This is a genomic window from Blastocatellia bacterium (assembly GCA_025054955.1).
Lineage (GTDB): Bacteria > Acidobacteriota > Blastocatellia > HR10 > J050 > JANWZE01.
Genome location: JANWZE010000152.1, coordinates 179,447 through 197,112 on the forward strand (window position 1 = coordinate 179,447; position 17,666 = coordinate 197,112).

Here is a 17,666-nt window from a genome sequence, read left to right on the forward strand (position 1 = left end):
CTTGTTTGCGCCGACGCGGCGCCAACCGGTGGTTGACTGTTTTCTGTTTACCCGCTAAGGTTTCGATTTTGTTATATGGGTGGGGGTCTTAATAACATCATCGAGGGCGTGTTGGCACGCAAGCCGCTGGCCATCGCGCGCGCTATATCGCTGGTTGAGAATCGGGAGGCGGATGCGCTGCCGTTGCTCAAGTCCCTGTTTTCAGAGACGGGGCGGGCCGAGATCATCGGCGTAACAGGGGCGCCGGGCGCCGGCAAGAGCACACTGGTGGATCGGCTCGCCGCCCACTATCGCGCGCACGATCAACTGGTCGGCATCATCGCTGTTGATCCATCCAGTCCATTTTCCGGCGGGGCGCTTCTTGGCGACCGCATTCGCATGCAAACGCTGGGCACTGATCCCGGCGTGTTCATCCGCAGCATGGCGACGCGCGGCAACCTCGGCGGATTGGCGGCGACGACAGTTGATGTGGTTTCGATTCTGGACGCCGCCGGCTACCAGAAAATCCTTGTCGAGACAGTGGGCGTTGGTCAGGATGAGATTGATATTGTCAAAACAGCCGATGTGGTGAGCGTTGTGCTCGTGCCCGGCATGGGCGACGAGATTCAGACGATCAAGGCCGGTATCATGGAAATCGGCGATGTGTTTGTCATCAACAAGGCTGACCGTGATGGCGTTGAGCGGCTTGAGCAAGGATTGCATGCGCTGCTGGAATTGACGCGCCGGCCAGACCAGTGGACTCCCATGATTGTTAAGACCATTGCCACACAAAACAAAGGCATTGATCGATGGGCTGCTGCGCTGGCTTCGTATGCTGAGTTTCGCCAGTCCTCAGAGCAGGCCGCGCCGCGCCGCCAGCAGATTGCCGAACAACGCCTGGTTACGCTGCTTGGCGAGCGGTTGCTGAGTATTGCGCTGAGTCGCGGGTTGAGCAATGGCGAATTGAGTCGCTTGGCTCAGGCCGTCGTGCGAAGAGAACGAGACCCCTATTCCATCGTGGAGGAGATTACATCGCGGATTTTATGAACATAGATCACATTGGCATTGCTGTTCGCTCATTGGATGAGTCGTTGAAGTTTTATCAGGATGCGCTAGGCTTGCACTTGCATGAGACCGAAGTTGTCGAAGAGCAAAAAGTGCGGGCAGCGCTCTTGCCGGTAGGCTCCTCGCGGATCGAGTTGTTGGAAGCCACCAGCGATGAGTCGCCGATTGCCAAGTTCATGGCTAAGCGCGGCGAGGGCATTCACCATATCTGCTTCGAGGTGGACGATATTGAGGCGCATCTGGAACGGTTGAAAGCGGCTGGCGCGCGCCTGATTGACGAAACGCCCAGACGCGGCGTCGGCGGCCATAAGATCGCATTTATTCATCCAACGAGCGCGCACGGCGTGCTCATCGAACTGGTCGAGAAAGTATCATGAGCTTTTGAAGGAGCACACGTATGTCATCAACCAAGGTCAAAGTTGCCTTACTGGTCATGGGGTTGCTAACGCTCGGTGGGTTACTAGCCCAGTACCGGGCCACCACTCGAGGTGAGTCGGTACATCTCAATGCCCAACAGGTTGAGCTGCTCATCAATTCCATGCCTGAGCAGCAGCGCAACCTGTATGCGGACCCGGAATCACGCCAGCGCATGCTGGGGATGTTGCAAGAGGCGATCATCTTCGGCGCCGAAGCGCGACGCTTGGGGTATACCAGCCGGCATGAGCATATCTATCAAATGGGAGTCCAGCGGGATTTCCTATTGAGTTCAGCGTATCGGGATCGGCACAGAGAAGTGACGGTCAAGCCAGAAGAGGTCGAGGCATATTTTCGACAAAACCCCGGCGCGATGGATGAATTCCTCCGCTACAACCCACAGTTTGGCAGCCGACGGCAAGGCATTGACCAGCGGCTCAGGCAACAACTGGCCGAGATTCGCATCTTGGCGGAGCGGGCACGTCAGGAAGGATTGGATCGCGATCCGGGCGTGGCCATGCAACTTGCCTACTTCCCGCTCTACGTGTTGCGTGAAGCGTTGCTTAAGGACTTGCAAGCCAAAGTCAGGGTCAGTGATGAGGAGATCGAAGAATTTTATCACCGGCACAGAAGCGAATTCGATCAAGTTCGCGCCCGACACATTCTGTTCAACACCAAGCCGCCACTAGGCTCAGACGGCAAGTCGTCGCCAGCGCCCGATCCGGCTGCTGTGCGCCAGAAAGCCGAAGCTGTGCTCAAACGCGCCAAAGCCGGCGAGGATTTTGCTCAACTGGCAAAGGAATTTTCTGAAGACCCCAGCTCCAAAGAGCAGGGCGGCGATCTCGGCTTTTTCGGCAAAGGGCAGATGACGCCCAAGTTTGAGGAAGTCGCCTTCAGCTTGTCACCAGGGACTATCAGCGACATCGTTGAAACGCCGTTCGGGTTACATATCATCAAGGTGGAAGAACGTCGCACCGCGCCGCTAGACCAAGACCTCAAAGGCGTGATCGAGAATCGGCTTCGACGCCGCAAGCATGAAGAGCAGTTACGTCAGATTCGGGCGCGGCACCCGGTCATCGTCGAAGGAGCGAAGCCGCCTGATGAGATGAACTCGAACGAAAGACCGTTGCGAAAACGATAATGCACGATGAGTCATCAGCCCATGACATTCAGTTAGGCGATTTTTGCCTGAGCGTTATCTCCGATGGAACGTTCTGGCTCGACGGCGGAGCAGTTTTCGGCGTTGTGCCGCGCCAGTTGTGGCAACAGGTGGCTCCGCCTGATTCATACAATCGCGTTCGGTTGGGATTAAATACGCTGCTGGTGCGCACGGGAGATTATACCGTGCTGATTGATACCGGCATTGGCGATAAGTGGGATCAAAAACATCGCGCCATGTATGGAATCAGCAACTCACCTACGCTTCTCGACGGTTTGAGGCAACGCGGTGTTGCGCCGGAAGACGTTGATCTGGTCATCAACACGCATCTGCACTTCGATCACTGTGGCTGGAATACGCGCGTTGTGGACGGCATGCTGCGCCCGACGTTTCCGCGCGCCCGCTACGTTGTCCAACGGGGCGAGTATGAGCATGCCAATCAGCCGCATGAGCGTGACCGCGCCAGTTATCGTGCGGAGAACTGGGCTGGATTGGAAGCCAGCGGACAACTGGAGTTGATCGAGGGCGACCAGCAGGTGCTACCGGGCATTCACGTGATGAAATTAGGTGGGCACAATCGCGATTTTCAATGCGTCCTGATTCAGTCATGTGGCCGCACAGCCATCTTCTGGAGCGACCTGATACCGATGACGCCGCATGTGCAACTGCCCTGGATCATGGCGTTCGATTTGTATCCCGAACAGACGTTAATGCACAAAAAACGGCTCATTCCGCAGGCAGCACGCGAAGGGTGGCTGTGTGTGTTTCATCATGACGCAGCGATGCCAGTGGGAACAATTGTGGAGGAGAATGGAAAATACGTAGTCAGAAGCCTGACGTCAGAATCCGGGATGCAGAAGGGGGATTCGCTTTTGACTCCTGGCTCCTGACTTCTGACTTCTAACTTCTGACTCGGCGATTTGGAGGCTCTATGGCTCAAGCAGACATCGGCGTGATTGGCGGCAGTGGCTTTTATCAAATGGAAGGGCTGACCGACATCGAAGAGGTCAGCATTGATACGCCGTTTGGCGCGCCCTCGGATCAGTTCCTCATTGGGACACTGGAAGGCCAGCGCGTGGCCTTCCTGGCTCGACATGGACGCGGCCATTTGTTGTTGCCGACGGAGCTGCCATTCCGCGCCAACATCTATGCAATGAAACTGCTCGGCGTTCGACGAATCATCTCGGCGAGCGCTGTCGGCTCATTGCAGGAACGCTATGCGCCGACAGACATCGTGATCCCTGATCAATTTTTTGATCGGACACGACAGCGGGTCTCTACATTCTTCGGTCACGGTTTGGTGGCTCATATCACTTTCGCTGATCCGGTTTGTCCTGTGCTCGGCGATGTGTTGCAGGCGGCGGCGAGCGAGATCAACGGATTGAAGGTGCATCGCGGTGGGACCTACCTGTGTATGGAGGGGCCGGCCTTTTCCACCAAAGCTGAATCGCATGTCTACCGTTCATGGGGCATGGATGTGATCGGCATGACCAATCTGCAAGAGGCCAAGCTGGCCCGCGAAGCAGAAATTTGCTACAGCACAATGGCGCTGGTGACCGATTATGATTGTTGGCATCCTGAGCACGATTCGGTGACCGTGGAAATGGTCATCAATTACTTGAATCAGAACACGGCCAATGCTCAGCAGCTCATCCGAAACGCTGTCCGGCGCCTCAACGATCCACAGCCGCCGTGTAAATGCCAATCATCGCTCAAGCATGCTATACTCACACAGCGGGATAAAATTCCGCGGGAAACGATCGAGAAACTGTGGGCCATTGTCGGAAAGTATTTTCAGGAGTAAGACGTATGAGATGGTTGATCGCCATTGCGCTGATACTGGCAGTGAAGCTACCGGCCGCGTGGGCGTGGCAAGGGGGCGTCGTACACGGTCCGGTTGAAGAATGGCGCGACCGGGAACTGGAAAAACAATCGCTTCATCACCTGCAGGTCGCACGATTCTATTTCAAGAAAAAACGGTGGGCGGCAGCGCGCGGTCGCTTGCAAGAGATCGTTGCCCGCAATCCGCGGTTCGCGGGCATGGCGGAAGTCTATTACATGCTGGGCGAGGTCTATGCTCAGACTAACGAACCGGAACAGGCTCAGGAATTATTCTCTCGGGTGGTTGAAGAATTTCCTGATAGCGAGTTCGCAGGCAAAGCTAAAGCTCGGCTTGAGCAACTGGCGCGTAAAATGTAGAGTGGGAGGAACCGCAAGGCACAGTAGAGTGGCATGAAGCGCAAGGCACGCTGTCGCGCGTGTGGACGTATCGAGGTTGAGATGGAGGCAGGCCAGTTCAACCTATCGCTTCTCTCAGGTCAGATGAGTAACTGATGGGTCTTCAGGTGAGGTAAGCAAGCAAGGTCAAACAAACTATGAACAGCAACTGGAAAACGGCGCCGGCAAGCGCCGGGCGGAAAACGGCGCCGGCAGGCGGCGCGCAGAGAAGTGCGCCGGCACATTTTAGTCAGGGAGGTATGCATGTCTATCGTGGTGGTTGGCTCCGTCGCGTTTGATGCGATTGAGACGCCGTTTGGTCAGCGCGATAAAATTTTGGGTGGCTCAGCGACGCATTTTTCACTGGCTGCCAGCTTTTTCACTGATGTCAAGGTGATTGCCGTCGTCGGAGCCGATTTCGGTCCATCTGAAGAGGCTGTGTTTCACGCCCGTCACATTGATATTTCCGGGATTGAGCGCGTGCCTGATGGAAAAACGTTTTTCTGGTCTGGGTTGTATGGGTACGATTTGAATGATCGCGTCACACGCGCCACCGAGTTGAATGTGTTTGCTGATTTCAAGCCGAAGCTGGATGAAGCGGCTTGTCGAGCGCCCTATTTGTTTCTAGGCAACATCCATCCGAGGCTGCAATTGGACGTCAAGCGACAGATGGTCGGACCGCGCCTGGTGGCGCTCGATACGATGAATTACTGGATTGAACGCACGCGCGAGGAATTGCTGGCGGTGCTTCGGGAAATTGACGTGTTGATCATCAATGATGCTGAAGCGCGTCAATTGACAGGCGAGCCGAATCTGGTCAAGGCCGCGCAGCAGATTCGTCAGTGGGGCCCCAAAACGCTCGTTATCAAACGAGGCGAGTACGGCGCTGTGATGTTTGATAATGGTGAGTTTTTTGTAGCGCCTGGTCTGCCGCTGGAAACAGTGTTCGATCCGACCGGCGCCGGCGATTCCTTTGCCGGTGGCTTTCTGGGTTACCTGGCCGCGATTGGTCATGTTGACACAGTCGCTCTGCGGCGGGCAGTGATTTACGGATCAGTGATGGCTTCATTTTGCGTGGAAGCGTTTGGTTGTGAACGATTGTGCGCCCTGACCTACGATGACATCAATGCTCGATTCCGTCAGTTCAAGCAACTTGTGCAATTCGAAGACAGTGAGTTCCAACGGCCAACCGGCACGGCCATCGGCGTCACATTGGCCGAGTAAGCAGACCAAGCTCCTCTATGCAGTTTGTCAAGTATCAGGCGTCGGGCAATGATTTCTTGGTGGTAGACAAGGCTGACTTACCTGAGCGGACGGTGGTGGGACAACTCGCCCAGCGGCTCTGTGAGCGGCATTATGGAGCGGGAGCCGATGGCCTGTTAGTGATCGAACGTTGTCAGCACGGCGCGTCGGCGGATTTCTCCATGCTGGTGATCAATGCCGACGGCAGCGCCGCTGAGATGTCAGGTAACGGCGTTCGTTGCGCCGCTGCGTATGTCTATCACGAGAAGCAGTGGGCTGGAGATGTAGTTCGTATTGATACCCACGCCGGGACCAAATCGCTCCGACGATTAAGCCCGTGTGGGCCGACCATGATGTTCGAGGTTGAAATGGGCCGACCTCAACTGGCCAGTTCTGACATTCCTATCTTAGTAGATCGAGCATTGACGCCGGTGGTCAACTACCCGTTGAAGCTTGGTGATGCGGTCCTCTCCATCACTGCTTCCTCAATGGGGAATCCACATTGCTCGGTGATCGTGTCGGACCTCACGTTGATTGATGTGAACACGCTGGGCCCTCAGATTGAAAATCATCCCGTGTTTCCTCAGCGCACGAACGTTGAATTTGTTCAGGTCATCCGTCGCGATCAGATTGAGGTGCGCTTTTGGGAACGCGGCGTCGGTCGCACGTTATCCTCGGGCACAGGTTCGTGCGCGGCAGCGATTGCCGCGATACTGAACGGTTTGACCGACCGAGAGGTCCGCGTGCAGACACAGGCTGGCGAGCTGTCGGTTCGGTGGCGCGACGATGACGTCGTCGTGCTGGTCGGCCCCGTCACCGTCGTCTATCGGGGCGAGTGGCTGGCCCCGTTGGATTAAACGCTTTGGAGGGATCATGCCATTTTGCCCGCAGTGTCGAACCGAATATCGTCCGGAGTACACGCAGTGTAGCGATTGTGGCGAGTGGTTGGTGGCTGTGTTGCCGGAGGCATCAACGTTGGAAGAAGAAGAGGCAGGCCAACAGACCATTCATCTGGTGAAACTGGCGGAGTTTCTCACCCCAGTTGAATCGGAGATGCTCAGGGAGCTCCTCCAGCAAAACGGCATCGAGGTGGTTGTGCGTGGCTACGCCGATGCAATCAGTCCGCTACATGGCGTCACGGTGCTTGTGGCCGAACCACACCTGCAACGCGCGATCGAGCTTTATGAGGCTTTCTTCGGTGAGTTTGATCGTGAGGATGAGCCGATGGGATTCGATCAGGAGCCTTATCAATGATGTTCAGTCGGGCAGGGCAGTGGTTCAAATTCATTGGCCACGCTTTCGCAAGGACGCCTACAGCAAAGCCGGTAGCTGGTCGGGCAGAGCAATGGTTCAAATTCATCGGTGACACGGCTGTCGCCTTGATGTTTCCCCAGATGTGTTCTCTCTGTGGCTTGCCGGTTGACTCATTAGACGACGGGGTCACCTGTCGTCGCTGTTGGGACGAAACGCCCCGCCTTGACCGAACAAGCTGTTGTGAGCGATGTGGCTGGCCGGCTCACGTCAAACAGCCGCGCGGCGCTCACTCAGCGGGATGTCCTCAATGCCGCGACCTTGTGCTGACCGCATTGCGATATGCTGCCCCGTATGAGGGCGCATGCCGCCAGAATATCCTGTTTCTCAAAGACCATCCTGTTGTGTGCGGTCGGATTAAGGAGATGCTCGTCCAGACGCTGAAACAAGAAGCTGTGCTTCAAGCCGCCACGTTAGTCGTGCCCGTCCCATTGCATCCTCAAAGACGACGTGAGCGCGGATTTAATCAAGCCGAGCTGGTGAGCAGGATAGTGGCGCGCGTCATGGGCACTGCGTTATGTCGTCGCGCGTTGATTCGGATCAAGCACACGGAACAACATCGCGCTGGCATGGATGCCATCGCGCGAGCTAAAAGCGTCAGTGAGGCATTTGCTCTGAAGCATCCTCACCTGATCGCCGACCAACATGTGATGTTGGTTGATGATGTGTACACCAGTGGCGCCACACTCAATGCGTGCGCGCGGGTTCTGTGGCAAGCCGGCGCCCGCTCGGTGGTGGGTTTTACTATCGCGCGCGTGGTGAGTCGCTCGGCTCTGCCGCAGCGCTCAGCAGCTTGAAGTTCGACACTCAACCGCGTAGACTGATGGCTTATGAAACGAGTCACCAAACATTGTGTTTTTTGTCAAACACCGACCGATGTCGTGGTAGATAAGAGTTTTGATCAAACATTGATTCGGCTGCTTGAGGAGAAGCCAGCCATTTGTCGCCGTTGCGTTCAGGAACGCCACCGCGACCCGAACGAAAAATACTTCGTCTATGCCGGGGATATTTATCAAAAATGCGGCGATGTGCATCTGCGGTTATGGCCGATTGGCTCATTTCATTAACCGCTCTGCAACGTGGTGTTCACTCGGCGATCTTCGCGCAGCTTTCGCATCCACGATTGGAAGGTGAACAATCAACGAGCCTCAGCAAATTCATCCGGCTCGAATCGCTCAAGGTTGTTTGCGTAGCTGAATGGTTCCGGACACAGTGCGCACCAACAAGATTGCATGACCCTGGCCGTAGTCTCCTGTCACGTGATGATCTGAGCGTTGTGCTCCGTTCAGATGAACTCCTTCGGTTTGAATACGACCTTGTCGCGTGGCGGCATCGAAGGTAAATGAGGCTGGATCGCGAAAGCTGATGTCAATGCGGCCCATGGCTGAGTAGAGGTGGTATTTGCCTTCGTGGTTCAGTTGACCCGACAGTTTGATGTTGCCACTCATGCTGCTGGTCGCGTCTATCCAGGTGCCACCCGTGTCAATCAACTCAATGTCTCCGTCAGTGGTCAACGCCTTCAGCTTAGTCCGCACCCCGCGCACAACAATTTTCCCATTCATTGTTGATAGGTTGACTTCGCAGGTGGGAGGCAGCCAAACACGAAAATGAACCGGCTCCGTCGAGACCAGTCCTTTGCGACGCAGCTTGATGATGAGCGCCCCTTTCGATAGGTTGGGTTCAATGAACGTATGAGGCGCATGGATTTCGGCCATTATTTTGATCTCCTGGCGGTCCCAGGCCTGGACTTCAATGTTGCCGTGCAGTGATGTATTGTCCAGCGTCAAGGATGAAATCTGGTGTGCTGGGAAAGTTTTTTCGTACGGTTGGGGCTGCGTTTTTAGACGGCCGGCTGAAGGTTGCGCCAAGAGAGGAACCGTTGTGATGAGCAAGAAAATGACCAGCGTATCAGCACGATATGTTTGCCTCATGCCTCCCACCACTGATGAGAATTGTGATCTTAAAGCTCAGAAAACTGCTTGAGCATTTCCAGTTTGGCCTGCAACGCCGATTCGTAAACGGCCTGCAGCGCCAGATCAGTAGAGTTGAGCCGCGCCTTCTCCTGGCAATAGGACAGGCACGCATCAATTTTCTTGAGATTCTGTTGGTAGACGGCTTTCAATTCAGGGCTCCAGCGAGACTGGGCGACTTTAATCCGTTGCTGTAGTTCGTTGATGCGTTCTTGCACGATGTCCATTTCGATCCTCGTTTTCTGAGTGATCGACTTGTTAGTGATTCTTCTGCTTATTCTGGGGGTGCTCCCCTCTCCCCAGTTGGACGAGTTACCCTGGGCGATCGGTGGTTGGTTCACCGGCGTTGAGGTACGGTAATAGAAGACGGCGCCCCCGATGGCAATGAGCAACACCGCGGCCAGCGCCGGTTGCCAGGCCCAGCCGCTGAAGTTAAAAGGGAGCCAACGTTCCAACCAGCGTGTGGGTGCTGGCACTGGCCTGGGCGTTGGCGCTGAGTTAATATGGGCAAGAATGTTCTGCCAGACGCGGTCACTCGGTTCGTGCAAGGGGAGTTGGCGACTCGCCTGGCAAATGGCCAGTAAATCTTGATAGCATGAATAGCAATCAGGGCAATCCAGAAAATGAGTCTCAATAAGCTGGCGCTCAGCCGGAGATAAGAGCTCGTCAATATAGTCAGAGATTTTTTCTTGATATGCTGTGCATGACATATATCCTTACTCCTCAGAACGCAGTATGCTCCGCAGTCTCATGCGGGCTTTATGCAATTGCGATTTGGAAGTCCCCACACTGCAATGGAGCATCCGGGCGATTTCCTCATGCTCATAGCCTTCGACATCATGCAGAAGAAACACGGAACGATAGCCAGGCGGAAGCTGTGCAATGGCTTGTTCCAGGGCGACGCGATCAACAATGGGCATCTCCTGGGGGCGCTCCGTGCCTGGCTCGGTGACCTCGACCATGTCTCCTTCTTCAGTGGTTGTTTCCAGGCGCACATTGCGCTTGCGAAAGTGCATGAGGATTTGGTTGATGGTCAGTCGGTGTAGCCAGGTGGTGAAGGCGGCTTCGCCTCGGAAGCTCCCGATCTTGCGGTATACCTGGATGAAGACCTCTTGCGTCATATCCTCAGCGTCGGCCGGATTGTTCAACATCCTTAAGCATAGTGAGTACACCCGCCGACGGTGCATCTCATAAAGCTTGCCAAAGGCATCTATGTCCCCGCTCGCTGATTGAGCTACTAGTTGGGATTCCGAAGCGTCGTCTAAAATGTTCGCCCCCATTGCTCCGCTTTCTTTGTCGGAGCATCCCAGCTAGCCATTCAATCACGCTCACTGCGATGCTCTCATTTTTTGATCGGTTGTCCCGCGCATTATAGTATTTTAATTTTTCAGGCGAAAGGCCTTGTCAGCGGTGACCAAGACTGCGCTAAAAGTCCAGCAAGGCGCTCTTGCCTGTGTGTTGCTTTAGGTGATCAACCCACATATAATCTTGCCCTTAGCTCGAATCACGCTGATATGAAGACGGTCATCTCGACACAACAGCTCTACGAACAGGTCTCAGCCGCCCTCGATCAGGGCGACAGCGTGGTCATTGCCACTGTTGTCGAAACAATTGGTTCAACCCCTCAACGGGCCGGAGCCAAGCTGGCTATTTTTGAAGATGGCCACATGATTGGGACCGTTGGGGGTGGTTGTGTTGAAGCAGAGGTGTGGGCGCAGGCCCGTGAAGTGCGCCGCCGAGGTCAGTCCGGTCTGTTCACGTTTTACTTGAATGATGATCCCGAAAAAGAAGAAGGAGACGTGTGCGGCGGCACGATGAAGATATTCCTCGACCTGTGGTCGCCTTGAGCGCGAGGCTACTGATTGACCGTCGCCTCAGTCGAACCGTGACTGAGCAGGAACCAGCTTCCTGAGCAGGCTTTGCCCCTATGGATTTAGCAGCGCGTCTGAAATTGCGATCCAATGACGTCGTCTCGTTTGTCGGAGGCGGTGGAAAAACAACGTGCATCTTTCGGCTGGGCAGAGAGCTTTTTCAACAACGTCGAAAAGCCATCATCACGACCACTACGCGCATAGGTGCTTGGCAGACCGATGGACATCCTGTGCTGATGCTGAGCTGTTGGCCGACGGCATCGGCGTGGCTGAGCCAGCTTCACGCTCAACTGGCTTTCCATTCAGTGGTGATCGTGGTAGCAAAACGAGAGGACCATAAGCTCATCGGGATTGCCCCTGAAGCGATTTCGTCTTTTTGCTCGTTTGTGGACGCCGTGTTGGTTGAAGCCGATGGAGCGCGGTCACGGTCACTGAAAGCGCCGGCTGCGTATGAACCGGTTTGGCCTCCGGCGACGACCTTGGCTATCGCTGTCGTCGGCGTGGACGCCGTCGGCGCCCCGTTCAACTCAACAGTGGTTCATCGGCTTGAGCAGGTCGCCGCTATTGCTGGCCTGAGCGAGGGCGAACTCATTACGCCTCATGCGGTCGCTTCATGTATCTTGCACGAGGATGGGCTATTTGCTCGCGTCCCTTCGATGGCTCGGCGATGTGTGTTGATCAACAAGGTGAATTCAGAGGCACAACGCGCCGTGGCGATGCAGATTGCTCAGATCGTCGCTGGGCGCGATTCGGCGCTTGATGTAGTCATCGCTGATGTTCGCCTTAATTACGTCAAGGTGTGGTTATGACCGACAGAGAACTGGCGCAAGCGATCAAGCGGGTCTACAGTGAAGGAGTTCCGGCGGCGCTCATCACCGTGTTGGAAGCAGCGCCTGAGCTGGTCGGAGCAAAACTGCTCATTCGATTTTCTGAATCGGGTTTGCCTGAGCTTATTGGTGAGCCGTTGCCGCCTCTTGTGAAGTGCTGTGATCAACTGGTAGAAGCGGCCAGAGGCGTCATCCAGCGTGGGACAATTTCGCACCTGCGGATTGCAGTTGAAGGCAAGCATGACTCAATACACGTAATGATCGAGCCTGTGCGTCGCCGGCCTGAACTGATCATTTGCGGGGCGGGGCACATCGGCCAGGCGCTCGCTCCGATGGCCTGCCTGCTCGATTTTGAGGTGATCGTGATTGATGATCGCGCTGATTATGCTTCGCCCGAACTTTTTCCTGACGGCGTTCGGCTGATCGCGCAACCTTATGCGGAAGCCCTTGCCTCGTTGAACGTGACGCCGTCAACAAGCATTGTCGTGGTGACGCGCGGGCACAAGCATGACGAGAGTTGTTTAAGGATTGTGCTCAACACGCCCGCCCACTACATCGGCATGATCGGCAGTCGCAAGCGGGTGATCACCGTTTTTCGTCGGTTGCTGGATGAGGGATATTCACGGGAAGCCATCGGGCGGGTTCATGCGCCGATTGGACTGGACATCGGCGCGCGCACGCCGGCGGAGATTGCCGTGGCGATTCTGGCTGAGATCATCCTCAACAAGTACGGCGGTACAGGCGCGCCGAAACGACAGGCGGTCAAGCCCGAATTGCATCTGCGATAGGGTTGCAAAATGATTCAACGACGAATTGATGTTCATGCGTGGAGTTGATCGAGGACGTGCTCAACGGTTCAGGGGACGGGTTGAAGGTGAACATATACTCAGACCGAAGTGCAGGCCATATCAATGATGAACGGCTCAAGCAGCGCTTGGTGAGAATGTGGAGCTGGCCGAGAGTATTTTGTCTCAAAGCAAAGGGCCGGCGCGTGCTTACCGCCGGGAAAAATGCTCTCTGCCATGATGAACCGCTTAGAGCGATTTTCAATTGCCTTTAGTCTGGAAGCCTCACATCTTGCGGGCTCACGCACGATGGAAGCGTGCGCTCCCGAGGTAAACTCGTTCGCAAATCACTTTAGGGTTTCTTGACCAGGTAGCACGCGACATGATGGCCGGGTTCGGCTTCGATCAGGGTTGGTTCTTTCTCTTTGCATTCAGGCATCACAAACGGGCAGCGCGTATGAAACCGGCAGCCAGACGGCGGGTTGAGCGGCGAGGGCAGGTCACCCCTGGCCAGTGTGCGTTCACGCTTGATGTCCGGGTCGGCGACCGGCACGCTCGAGAGCAACAGTTGGGTGTATGGATGCAAAGGGTTTTGGTAAATCGTATCGCTCGGCGCCAGCTCCACGAGTTTCCCCAGGTACATGACACCAACGCGCGTCGAAATGTGGCGGACGATAGACAGATCATGTGAGATGAACAGGTAAGTCAAGCCGTGCCGCTCTTGCAGGTCTTGAAGCAAATTGATGATTTGCGCTTGAATGGAAACGTCGAGAGCGGAGACCGGCTCATCCGCCACGATGAATTTCGGATTCAGCGCCAGCGCCCGCGCGATGCCGATGCGTTGACGCTGGCCGCCGGAGAATTCGTGTGGATAGCGACTCGCGTAGCTTGGATCAAGTCCGACATCCTCCATTAGCTCACGCACGCGCTGTTGCCGTTCAGCTTTCGAGCCCAGACGGTGGACGATGAGCGGTTCCTCAATAATCTTGCCAACGGTCATCCTCGGATTGAGTGAGGAGTACGGGTCTTGAAAGATGATCTGCATGTGACGGCGCATGGCGCGCATCTCGTTGCGGTTCAGTTGCAGCAGATTCGTTCCTTCAAATCGAACAGCGCCGGCGTCGGGTTCAATCAGCCTGAGAATACAGCGACCGAATGTTGTCTTGCCGCAGCCTGATTCGCCCACCAATCCCAATGTCTCGCCTTGTGCGATAGAGAGACTTAGGTCGTCTACGGCGCGCACCACCTGTCGTTGGCGAGCAAAGAACCCTTCGTTGAGCCTGAAATGTTTGGTCAGATTGTTGACTTGGACAAGCGGAATCGTTTCACTCATGACAGAACACCGAGCCGTTGACCAACTCTCTTGAATGCCTCCAACGCGCGATCCAGATGTTCTCGTGTGTGCGCTGCTGAGATCTGTGCGCGCAGTCGGGCTTCGCCTTTGGGCACCACCGGATACCACAGCCCCTTGATGTAGACACCTTCGTTCAACAGCTCATCGCTCATGTCCATAGCCAACGCTGCTTCGCCCAGCATGATGGGCACAATCGGATGCGCGCCAGCAATGATGGTGAAACCGAGATTGACGATCTCTTTGCGGAAGTAGGCCGTGTTCTCGTGCAAGCGTTCGACGAACGACGTATCGGTTTCCAGTATATTCAGCGCTTCAATCGAGGCAGCCACAACGGGCGGCGGCATGGAATTGGAAAACGTATAAGGTCGAGACTTTTGCCGCAAGAACGTGATCAGCTCTTTCCTGCCGGCGATGAATCCGCCAGAAGCGCCGCCCAATGCTTTGCCGAATGTGCCAGTGATGACATCAATCTGGCCATGCACACCCAGTTCTTCTGGTGTGCCTCGTCCTGTTCGACCCAGCACGCCGGTTGCGTGTGAATCATCCACGAATAACAGGGCGCCGTGTTTCCTTGCCAGGGCCACCAGTTCGGGCAGCGGCGCCAGGTCGCCTTCCATGCTGAACACGCCGTCGGTGGCGATGATTTTGATACGGTAGTCTTCTTTCGCGTCAGCATCCAGCAGTTCAGTCAAGTGAGCCACGTCGGCATGCCGATAGGGTTTCGATTCAGTTGACTTGGCGATAATACGACAAAGCCGGATGCCGTCAATGATGCTCGCGTGGTTCAGTTGGTCGCTATAGATCACGTCACGATAATTTTGCCTGCCGAAGTCGTTGGCGATGAGTCCGGCGAAGAACGCCTCGTTCGCCGCAAAGCATGATGAGTGCAAAATGGCGTCTTCACAGCCGACGAACGCGGCGATCTTTTGCTCCAGTTCCAGATGGACCGGTTGCGTGCCACAAAGGAAGCGCACTGAGGAAAGCCCATAGCCGTATTGCTCCAGTGCCCGGCGCGCCGCCTCTTTGATGCGCGGATGATTGGAAAGGCCAAGGTAGTTATTGGACGCCAGCATGACCACTTGACGACCACCCACCATGACCGTTGGGCCCTGCTCGCCATCGAGCGGCACTTCGTATTTGAAGGTCTTGGTCTGTTGCATCTGCTCGAGTTCGTTGGCCAGCGCCGCGTAAATCGTATCGCGTGTGAGCATGTTTGTTCACCTCCTGTAACGCTGAGGTTATTTTTGGTAGTAACGTGAGATGGTCGGCACGAGGTACTCATCAAAGGCGCGATCCAGATCATAATCCGGCTTCCAGCCCCAATCATCGCGCGCCGGCATGTCGTCAACGTTGGCCGGCCAGGAGTCAACAATCCGCGCGCGCGGCACATCCACTTTGAACGTGATACGAGCGTTGGGAAATGCGCGCAGAACACGGTCGCGGAATTCACCTGCTGTGAAACTGAAGGATGTGACATTGTACACCCGTTGCGTCAGCCGCTCGGCGGGCGCGTCGGCCAGCATGGTCAGCGCTTTGATCGCGTCGGGCATGACCATGAACGGCAACTGCGCGCCTTCATCTACGAAGCACTCGTAGGGTTCGCCTTTGGCGGCTGCGTGAAGCATTTCGGGCGCGTAATCGCTGGTGCCGCCTGAAGGAATCGTGGTCGCGCTGATCAATCCGGGAAAGCGCAGCGCCCGGAAGTCTACCCCGCTGGAGGCTTGCTCTGCCGAAAGCTGACGGAAGTGCAGCGTGAAGTAACGGCCGAGTTGTTCGCAGTAGAGTTTATTGCAGCCATACATGGTCGTGGGGAAATTGAAGTCAGTTTCTCGCACGCGGCCGATGCGCATTTTGGTGGCGCGATCCGGTAACCCATAGGCAGCAATCGAGCTTGGAAATAGGAATTTGACAGTGTGGCCATGCCAGCGCGACTGCTCATGAGCCAGTTGCAACAGATTGAGCGTCCCTTCCACATTGACGCGATGCGCGCGCGCCGGCGTGTATTCTGAGCGTGTGCTGAGCAGCGCCGCCAGATGGTAAATTTGATGAATTTCGTATTCGCTCACCATGCGCTGCAACAGATTCTCGTCCAGGATGTCGCCGACGATGGTCGCCGTGCAATAGCGCGCCAACTGTTCGTCAATTTGATTGAGATCAATGGCCACGATGTTTGACGCTCCGTGTTGACCGAGGTGGTTGATGAGTCCGTGTCCGATCTCACCGTTAGCGCCGGTAATCAAAATAACAGGCTTTCGCATAGGCCCTGATTGTACTCAGGGCTGTTGAATTATTCCAGAGCGTGGATTGAGCCACATGATTTTGTGATTCAATCGCCGCACAAGCGGACCGCTGAGGAGCCGATCGTCGGTCAATCGCCTCGCTGCTCTGGCACGCCGCGAACAATCAAAATGGATCACCGGCGGGAACGCCTGCGCCACATTCTGCTCATCCTGACGATCCGCGCGCACGAAGTGCGGCGTAGTGATGTGATTTTCCGTCACGTGCTCCAGATCAGCGCATTTCCACTCGGTGCCGGGCTGATTGGTCCTGTGCCATTCGACGCACGACTGATCGGTCCTCGCTTGATACAGCCCCATCGAGACGTTATTCCATTGGTGCTGCATCAGGGCGGTGTAACTACACAGATTCGGAGGATTGAGACAGCCGACAAAGTTCGTGTAGTTCAGGTCTTCAAATGCCGTCCATAGCCGGCATCAATCACGGCGCGATACACCAGCGGGCAATTCCCGCCCGACTGGCACTGGACGTTATCTCGACGCAGGAGTTGTCCGAGCCGGTCAGCATGATGTCGGACGCCGCTTGATCCGGCCGACGTGCCGGAGAACAGCACGTGGGTGGCGGTGTCTAAATCGGGCATCGTGATGCGCTCGCGTTCGGCGTTCTGATAGGTGACGGGCTGACCGCCGGGCAGCCGCTGCAACATCCTGATGACGGCCTCCAAGATGTTGGTGCCCTTGAAGTGGATTCGGTATTGGATGGTGTTACCGCCAGGCCCTATCGCCGATAACACCACATTGCGAGCAGTCCCGGACCAAACGTCAGAGCTGCAATAGTAGATGAGCACATGGTTCCAGGAGGCGAAATGGTTCCGTGGGTCCTGAGTGAAGATGCCGTCACCTCGGATTGAAGACGGAAGCGGTCTGAACGTGGTGCTCATTTTGTCGGCGCCGAAGTTGGTCCCGGAGCTGCACCATCGTTCGGCGCACGATTGGCCATCTTGGCATCCGCCACCGCCTTGCAAGTGAATGTGCCATTTGTTTCGATCAGCTTCACTCGAATATCGGCGAACGTAGAAGACAGCGCCCGACCCGTCATTGCAGACGGCGTCGGGGAAGTTGTTGAGATTGACATTGATTCTGAACAGGGCGTTCCCAGGGGCGACATCGCCGACTTCTCCCACCCGACCACAGGGCAACGCGTTGTCAATTTCCGGTGGTTGTTGAGCAGAGCT

General features: G+C 55.8%; 22 protein-coding genes. 15 read left to right on the top strand and 7 right to left on the bottom strand.

The genetic code is table 11. The annotated features are described in order from the left end of the window. Positions 1-75: 75 nt before the first annotated feature. The 11 genes from meaB (at position 76) to NZ823_18715 (ending at position 8,454) form a co-directional block, all read left to right on the top strand. Positions 76-1,026 (top strand): methylmalonyl Co-A mutase-associated GTPase MeaB, encoded by a 951-nt coding sequence (meaB, locus tag NZ823_18665; GenBank protein ID MCS6807150.1) that lies wholly within the window; start codon positions 76-78, stop codon positions 1,024-1,026. After that, positions 1,023-1,421 (top strand): methylmalonyl-CoA epimerase, encoded by a 399-nt coding sequence (mce, locus tag NZ823_18670; protein ID MCS6807151.1) that lies wholly within the window; start codon positions 1,023-1,025, stop codon positions 1,419-1,421. The genes meaB and mce overlap by 4 nt, the downstream gene beginning before the upstream one ends. Positions 1,422-1,441: 20 nt before the next feature. After that, a complete protein-coding gene (locus NZ823_18675) occupies positions 1,442-2,599 on the top strand; it encodes a peptidyl-prolyl cis-trans isomerase (GenBank protein MCS6807152.1) in 1,158 nt (385 codons plus the stop codon). After that, complete coding sequence (locus NZ823_18680; protein ID MCS6807153.1) at positions 2,599-3,507, top strand: MBL fold metallo-hydrolase; 909 nt, start codon at positions 2,599-2,601, stop codon at positions 3,505-3,507. Before NZ823_18675 ends, NZ823_18680 begins: the two co-directional genes overlap by 1 nt. A 41-nt stretch (positions 3,508-3,548) precedes the next feature. Next, positions 3,549-4,421 carry an S-methyl-5'-thioadenosine phosphorylase gene (locus NZ823_18685; protein ID MCS6807154.1) on the top strand — a complete coding sequence of 291 codons (873 nt, stop codon included), beginning with the start codon at positions 3,549-3,551 and terminating at the stop codon, positions 4,419-4,421. A gap of 5 nt (positions 4,422-4,426) precedes the next feature. Beyond that, positions 4,427-4,816 (top strand): tetratricopeptide repeat protein, encoded by a 390-nt coding sequence (locus tag NZ823_18690; protein ID MCS6807155.1) that lies wholly within the window; start codon positions 4,427-4,429, stop codon positions 4,814-4,816. 282 nt (positions 4,817-5,098) lie between these two features. Continuing rightward, positions 5,099-6,058, top strand: coding sequence for a PfkB family carbohydrate kinase (locus NZ823_18695; GenBank protein MCS6807156.1), 960 nt, complete (start codon positions 5,099-5,101; stop codon positions 6,056-6,058). Between the two features lie 17 nt (positions 6,059-6,075). Next, positions 6,076-6,933 carry a diaminopimelate epimerase gene (dapF, locus tag NZ823_18700; GenBank protein ID MCS6807157.1) on the top strand — a complete coding sequence of 286 codons (858 nt, stop codon included), beginning with the start codon at positions 6,076-6,078 and terminating at the stop codon, positions 6,931-6,933. A 16-nt stretch (positions 6,934-6,949) separates the two neighbouring features. Next, the gene (locus NZ823_18705; GenBank protein MCS6807158.1) at positions 6,950-7,330 is read left to right on the top strand and encodes a DUF2007 domain-containing protein; all 381 of its coding nucleotides are present in this window, start codon (positions 6,950-6,952) and stop codon (positions 7,328-7,330) included. Further along, complete coding sequence (locus tag NZ823_18710; GenBank protein MCS6807159.1) at positions 7,327-8,184, top strand: ComF family protein; 858 nt, start codon at positions 7,327-7,329, stop codon at positions 8,182-8,184. Before NZ823_18705 ends, NZ823_18710 begins: the two co-directional genes overlap by 4 nt. Positions 8,185-8,217: 33 nt before the next feature. Then, positions 8,218-8,454: a hypothetical protein gene (locus NZ823_18715; protein ID MCS6807160.1), complete on the top strand. Its 237-nt coding sequence runs from the start codon at positions 8,218-8,220 to the stop codon at positions 8,452-8,454. A gap of 108 nt (positions 8,455-8,562) precedes the next feature. Here the strand turns inward: NZ823_18715 and NZ823_18720 are convergent, their stop codons facing one another. From NZ823_18720 to NZ823_18730, 3 genes are read right to left on the bottom strand one after another with little or no spacing between them, the layout of a single operon-like run. Next, positions 8,563-9,318 (bottom strand): DUF4097 domain-containing protein, encoded by a 756-nt coding sequence (locus NZ823_18720; protein ID MCS6807161.1) that lies wholly within the window; start codon positions 9,316-9,318, stop codon positions 8,563-8,565. A 29-nt stretch (positions 9,319-9,347) separates the two neighbouring features. After that, a complete protein-coding gene (locus NZ823_18725; protein ID MCS6807162.1) occupies positions 9,348-10,067 on the bottom strand; it encodes an anti-sigma factor in 720 nt (239 codons plus the stop codon). A 6-nt stretch (positions 10,068-10,073) separates the two neighbouring features. Beyond that, a complete protein-coding gene (locus tag NZ823_18730; GenBank protein ID MCS6807163.1) occupies positions 10,074-10,544 on the bottom strand; it encodes an RNA polymerase sigma factor in 471 nt (156 codons plus the stop codon). Positions 10,545-10,871: 327 nt separating this feature from the next. On the opposite strand from NZ823_18730, the gene NZ823_18735 reads away from it, so the two are divergent. The 3 genes from NZ823_18735 (at position 10,872) to NZ823_18745 (ending at position 12,843) form a co-directional block, all read left to right on the top strand. Then, positions 10,872-11,204, top strand: a complete 333-nt coding sequence (locus NZ823_18735; GenBank protein ID MCS6807164.1) for an XdhC family protein — start codon at positions 10,872-10,874, stop codon at positions 11,202-11,204. Positions 11,205-11,284: 80 nt separating this feature from the next. Then, the gene (yqeC, locus tag NZ823_18740) at positions 11,285-12,037 is read left to right on the top strand and encodes a selenium cofactor biosynthesis protein YqeC (GenBank protein ID MCS6807165.1); all 753 of its coding nucleotides are present in this window, start codon (positions 11,285-11,287) and stop codon (positions 12,035-12,037) included. Continuing rightward, positions 12,034-12,843 carry an XdhC family protein gene (locus NZ823_18745; protein ID MCS6807166.1) on the top strand — a complete coding sequence of 270 codons (810 nt, stop codon included), beginning with the start codon at positions 12,034-12,036 and terminating at the stop codon, positions 12,841-12,843. The genes yqeC and NZ823_18745 overlap by 4 nt, the downstream gene beginning before the upstream one ends. 349 nt (positions 12,844-13,192) lie before the next feature. On the opposite strand, the gene NZ823_18750 is transcribed toward NZ823_18745, so the two are convergent. From NZ823_18750 to NZ823_18760, 3 genes are read right to left on the bottom strand one after another with little or no spacing between them, the layout of a single operon-like run. Next, complete coding sequence (locus NZ823_18750) at positions 13,193-14,173, bottom strand: ABC transporter ATP-binding protein (GenBank protein MCS6807167.1); 981 nt, start codon at positions 14,171-14,173, stop codon at positions 13,193-13,195. Further along, positions 14,170-15,405, bottom strand: a complete 1,236-nt coding sequence (locus NZ823_18755; GenBank protein MCS6807168.1) for a glycine C-acetyltransferase — start codon at positions 15,403-15,405, stop codon at positions 14,170-14,172. The genes NZ823_18750 and NZ823_18755 overlap by 4 nt, the downstream gene beginning before the upstream one ends. A 27-nt stretch (positions 15,406-15,432) precedes the next feature. Further along, complete coding sequence (locus tag NZ823_18760; protein MCS6807169.1) at positions 15,433-16,452, bottom strand: NAD-dependent epimerase/dehydratase family protein; 1,020 nt, start codon at positions 16,450-16,452, stop codon at positions 15,433-15,435. 24 nt (positions 16,453-16,476) lie between these two features. Between NZ823_18760 and NZ823_18765 the strand changes: the two genes are divergently transcribed. Then, on the top strand, positions 16,477-16,902 hold the full coding sequence (locus tag NZ823_18765; protein ID MCS6807170.1) for a hypothetical protein: 426 nt from the start codon (positions 16,477-16,479) through the stop codon (positions 16,900-16,902). Here the strand turns inward: NZ823_18765 and NZ823_18770 are convergent. After that, a partial coding sequence (locus NZ823_18770; protein MCS6807171.1) for a pectinacetylesterase family protein occupies positions 16,878-17,666 on the bottom strand: 789 nt, incomplete at its 5' end. The genes NZ823_18765 and NZ823_18770 overlap by 25 nt on opposite strands.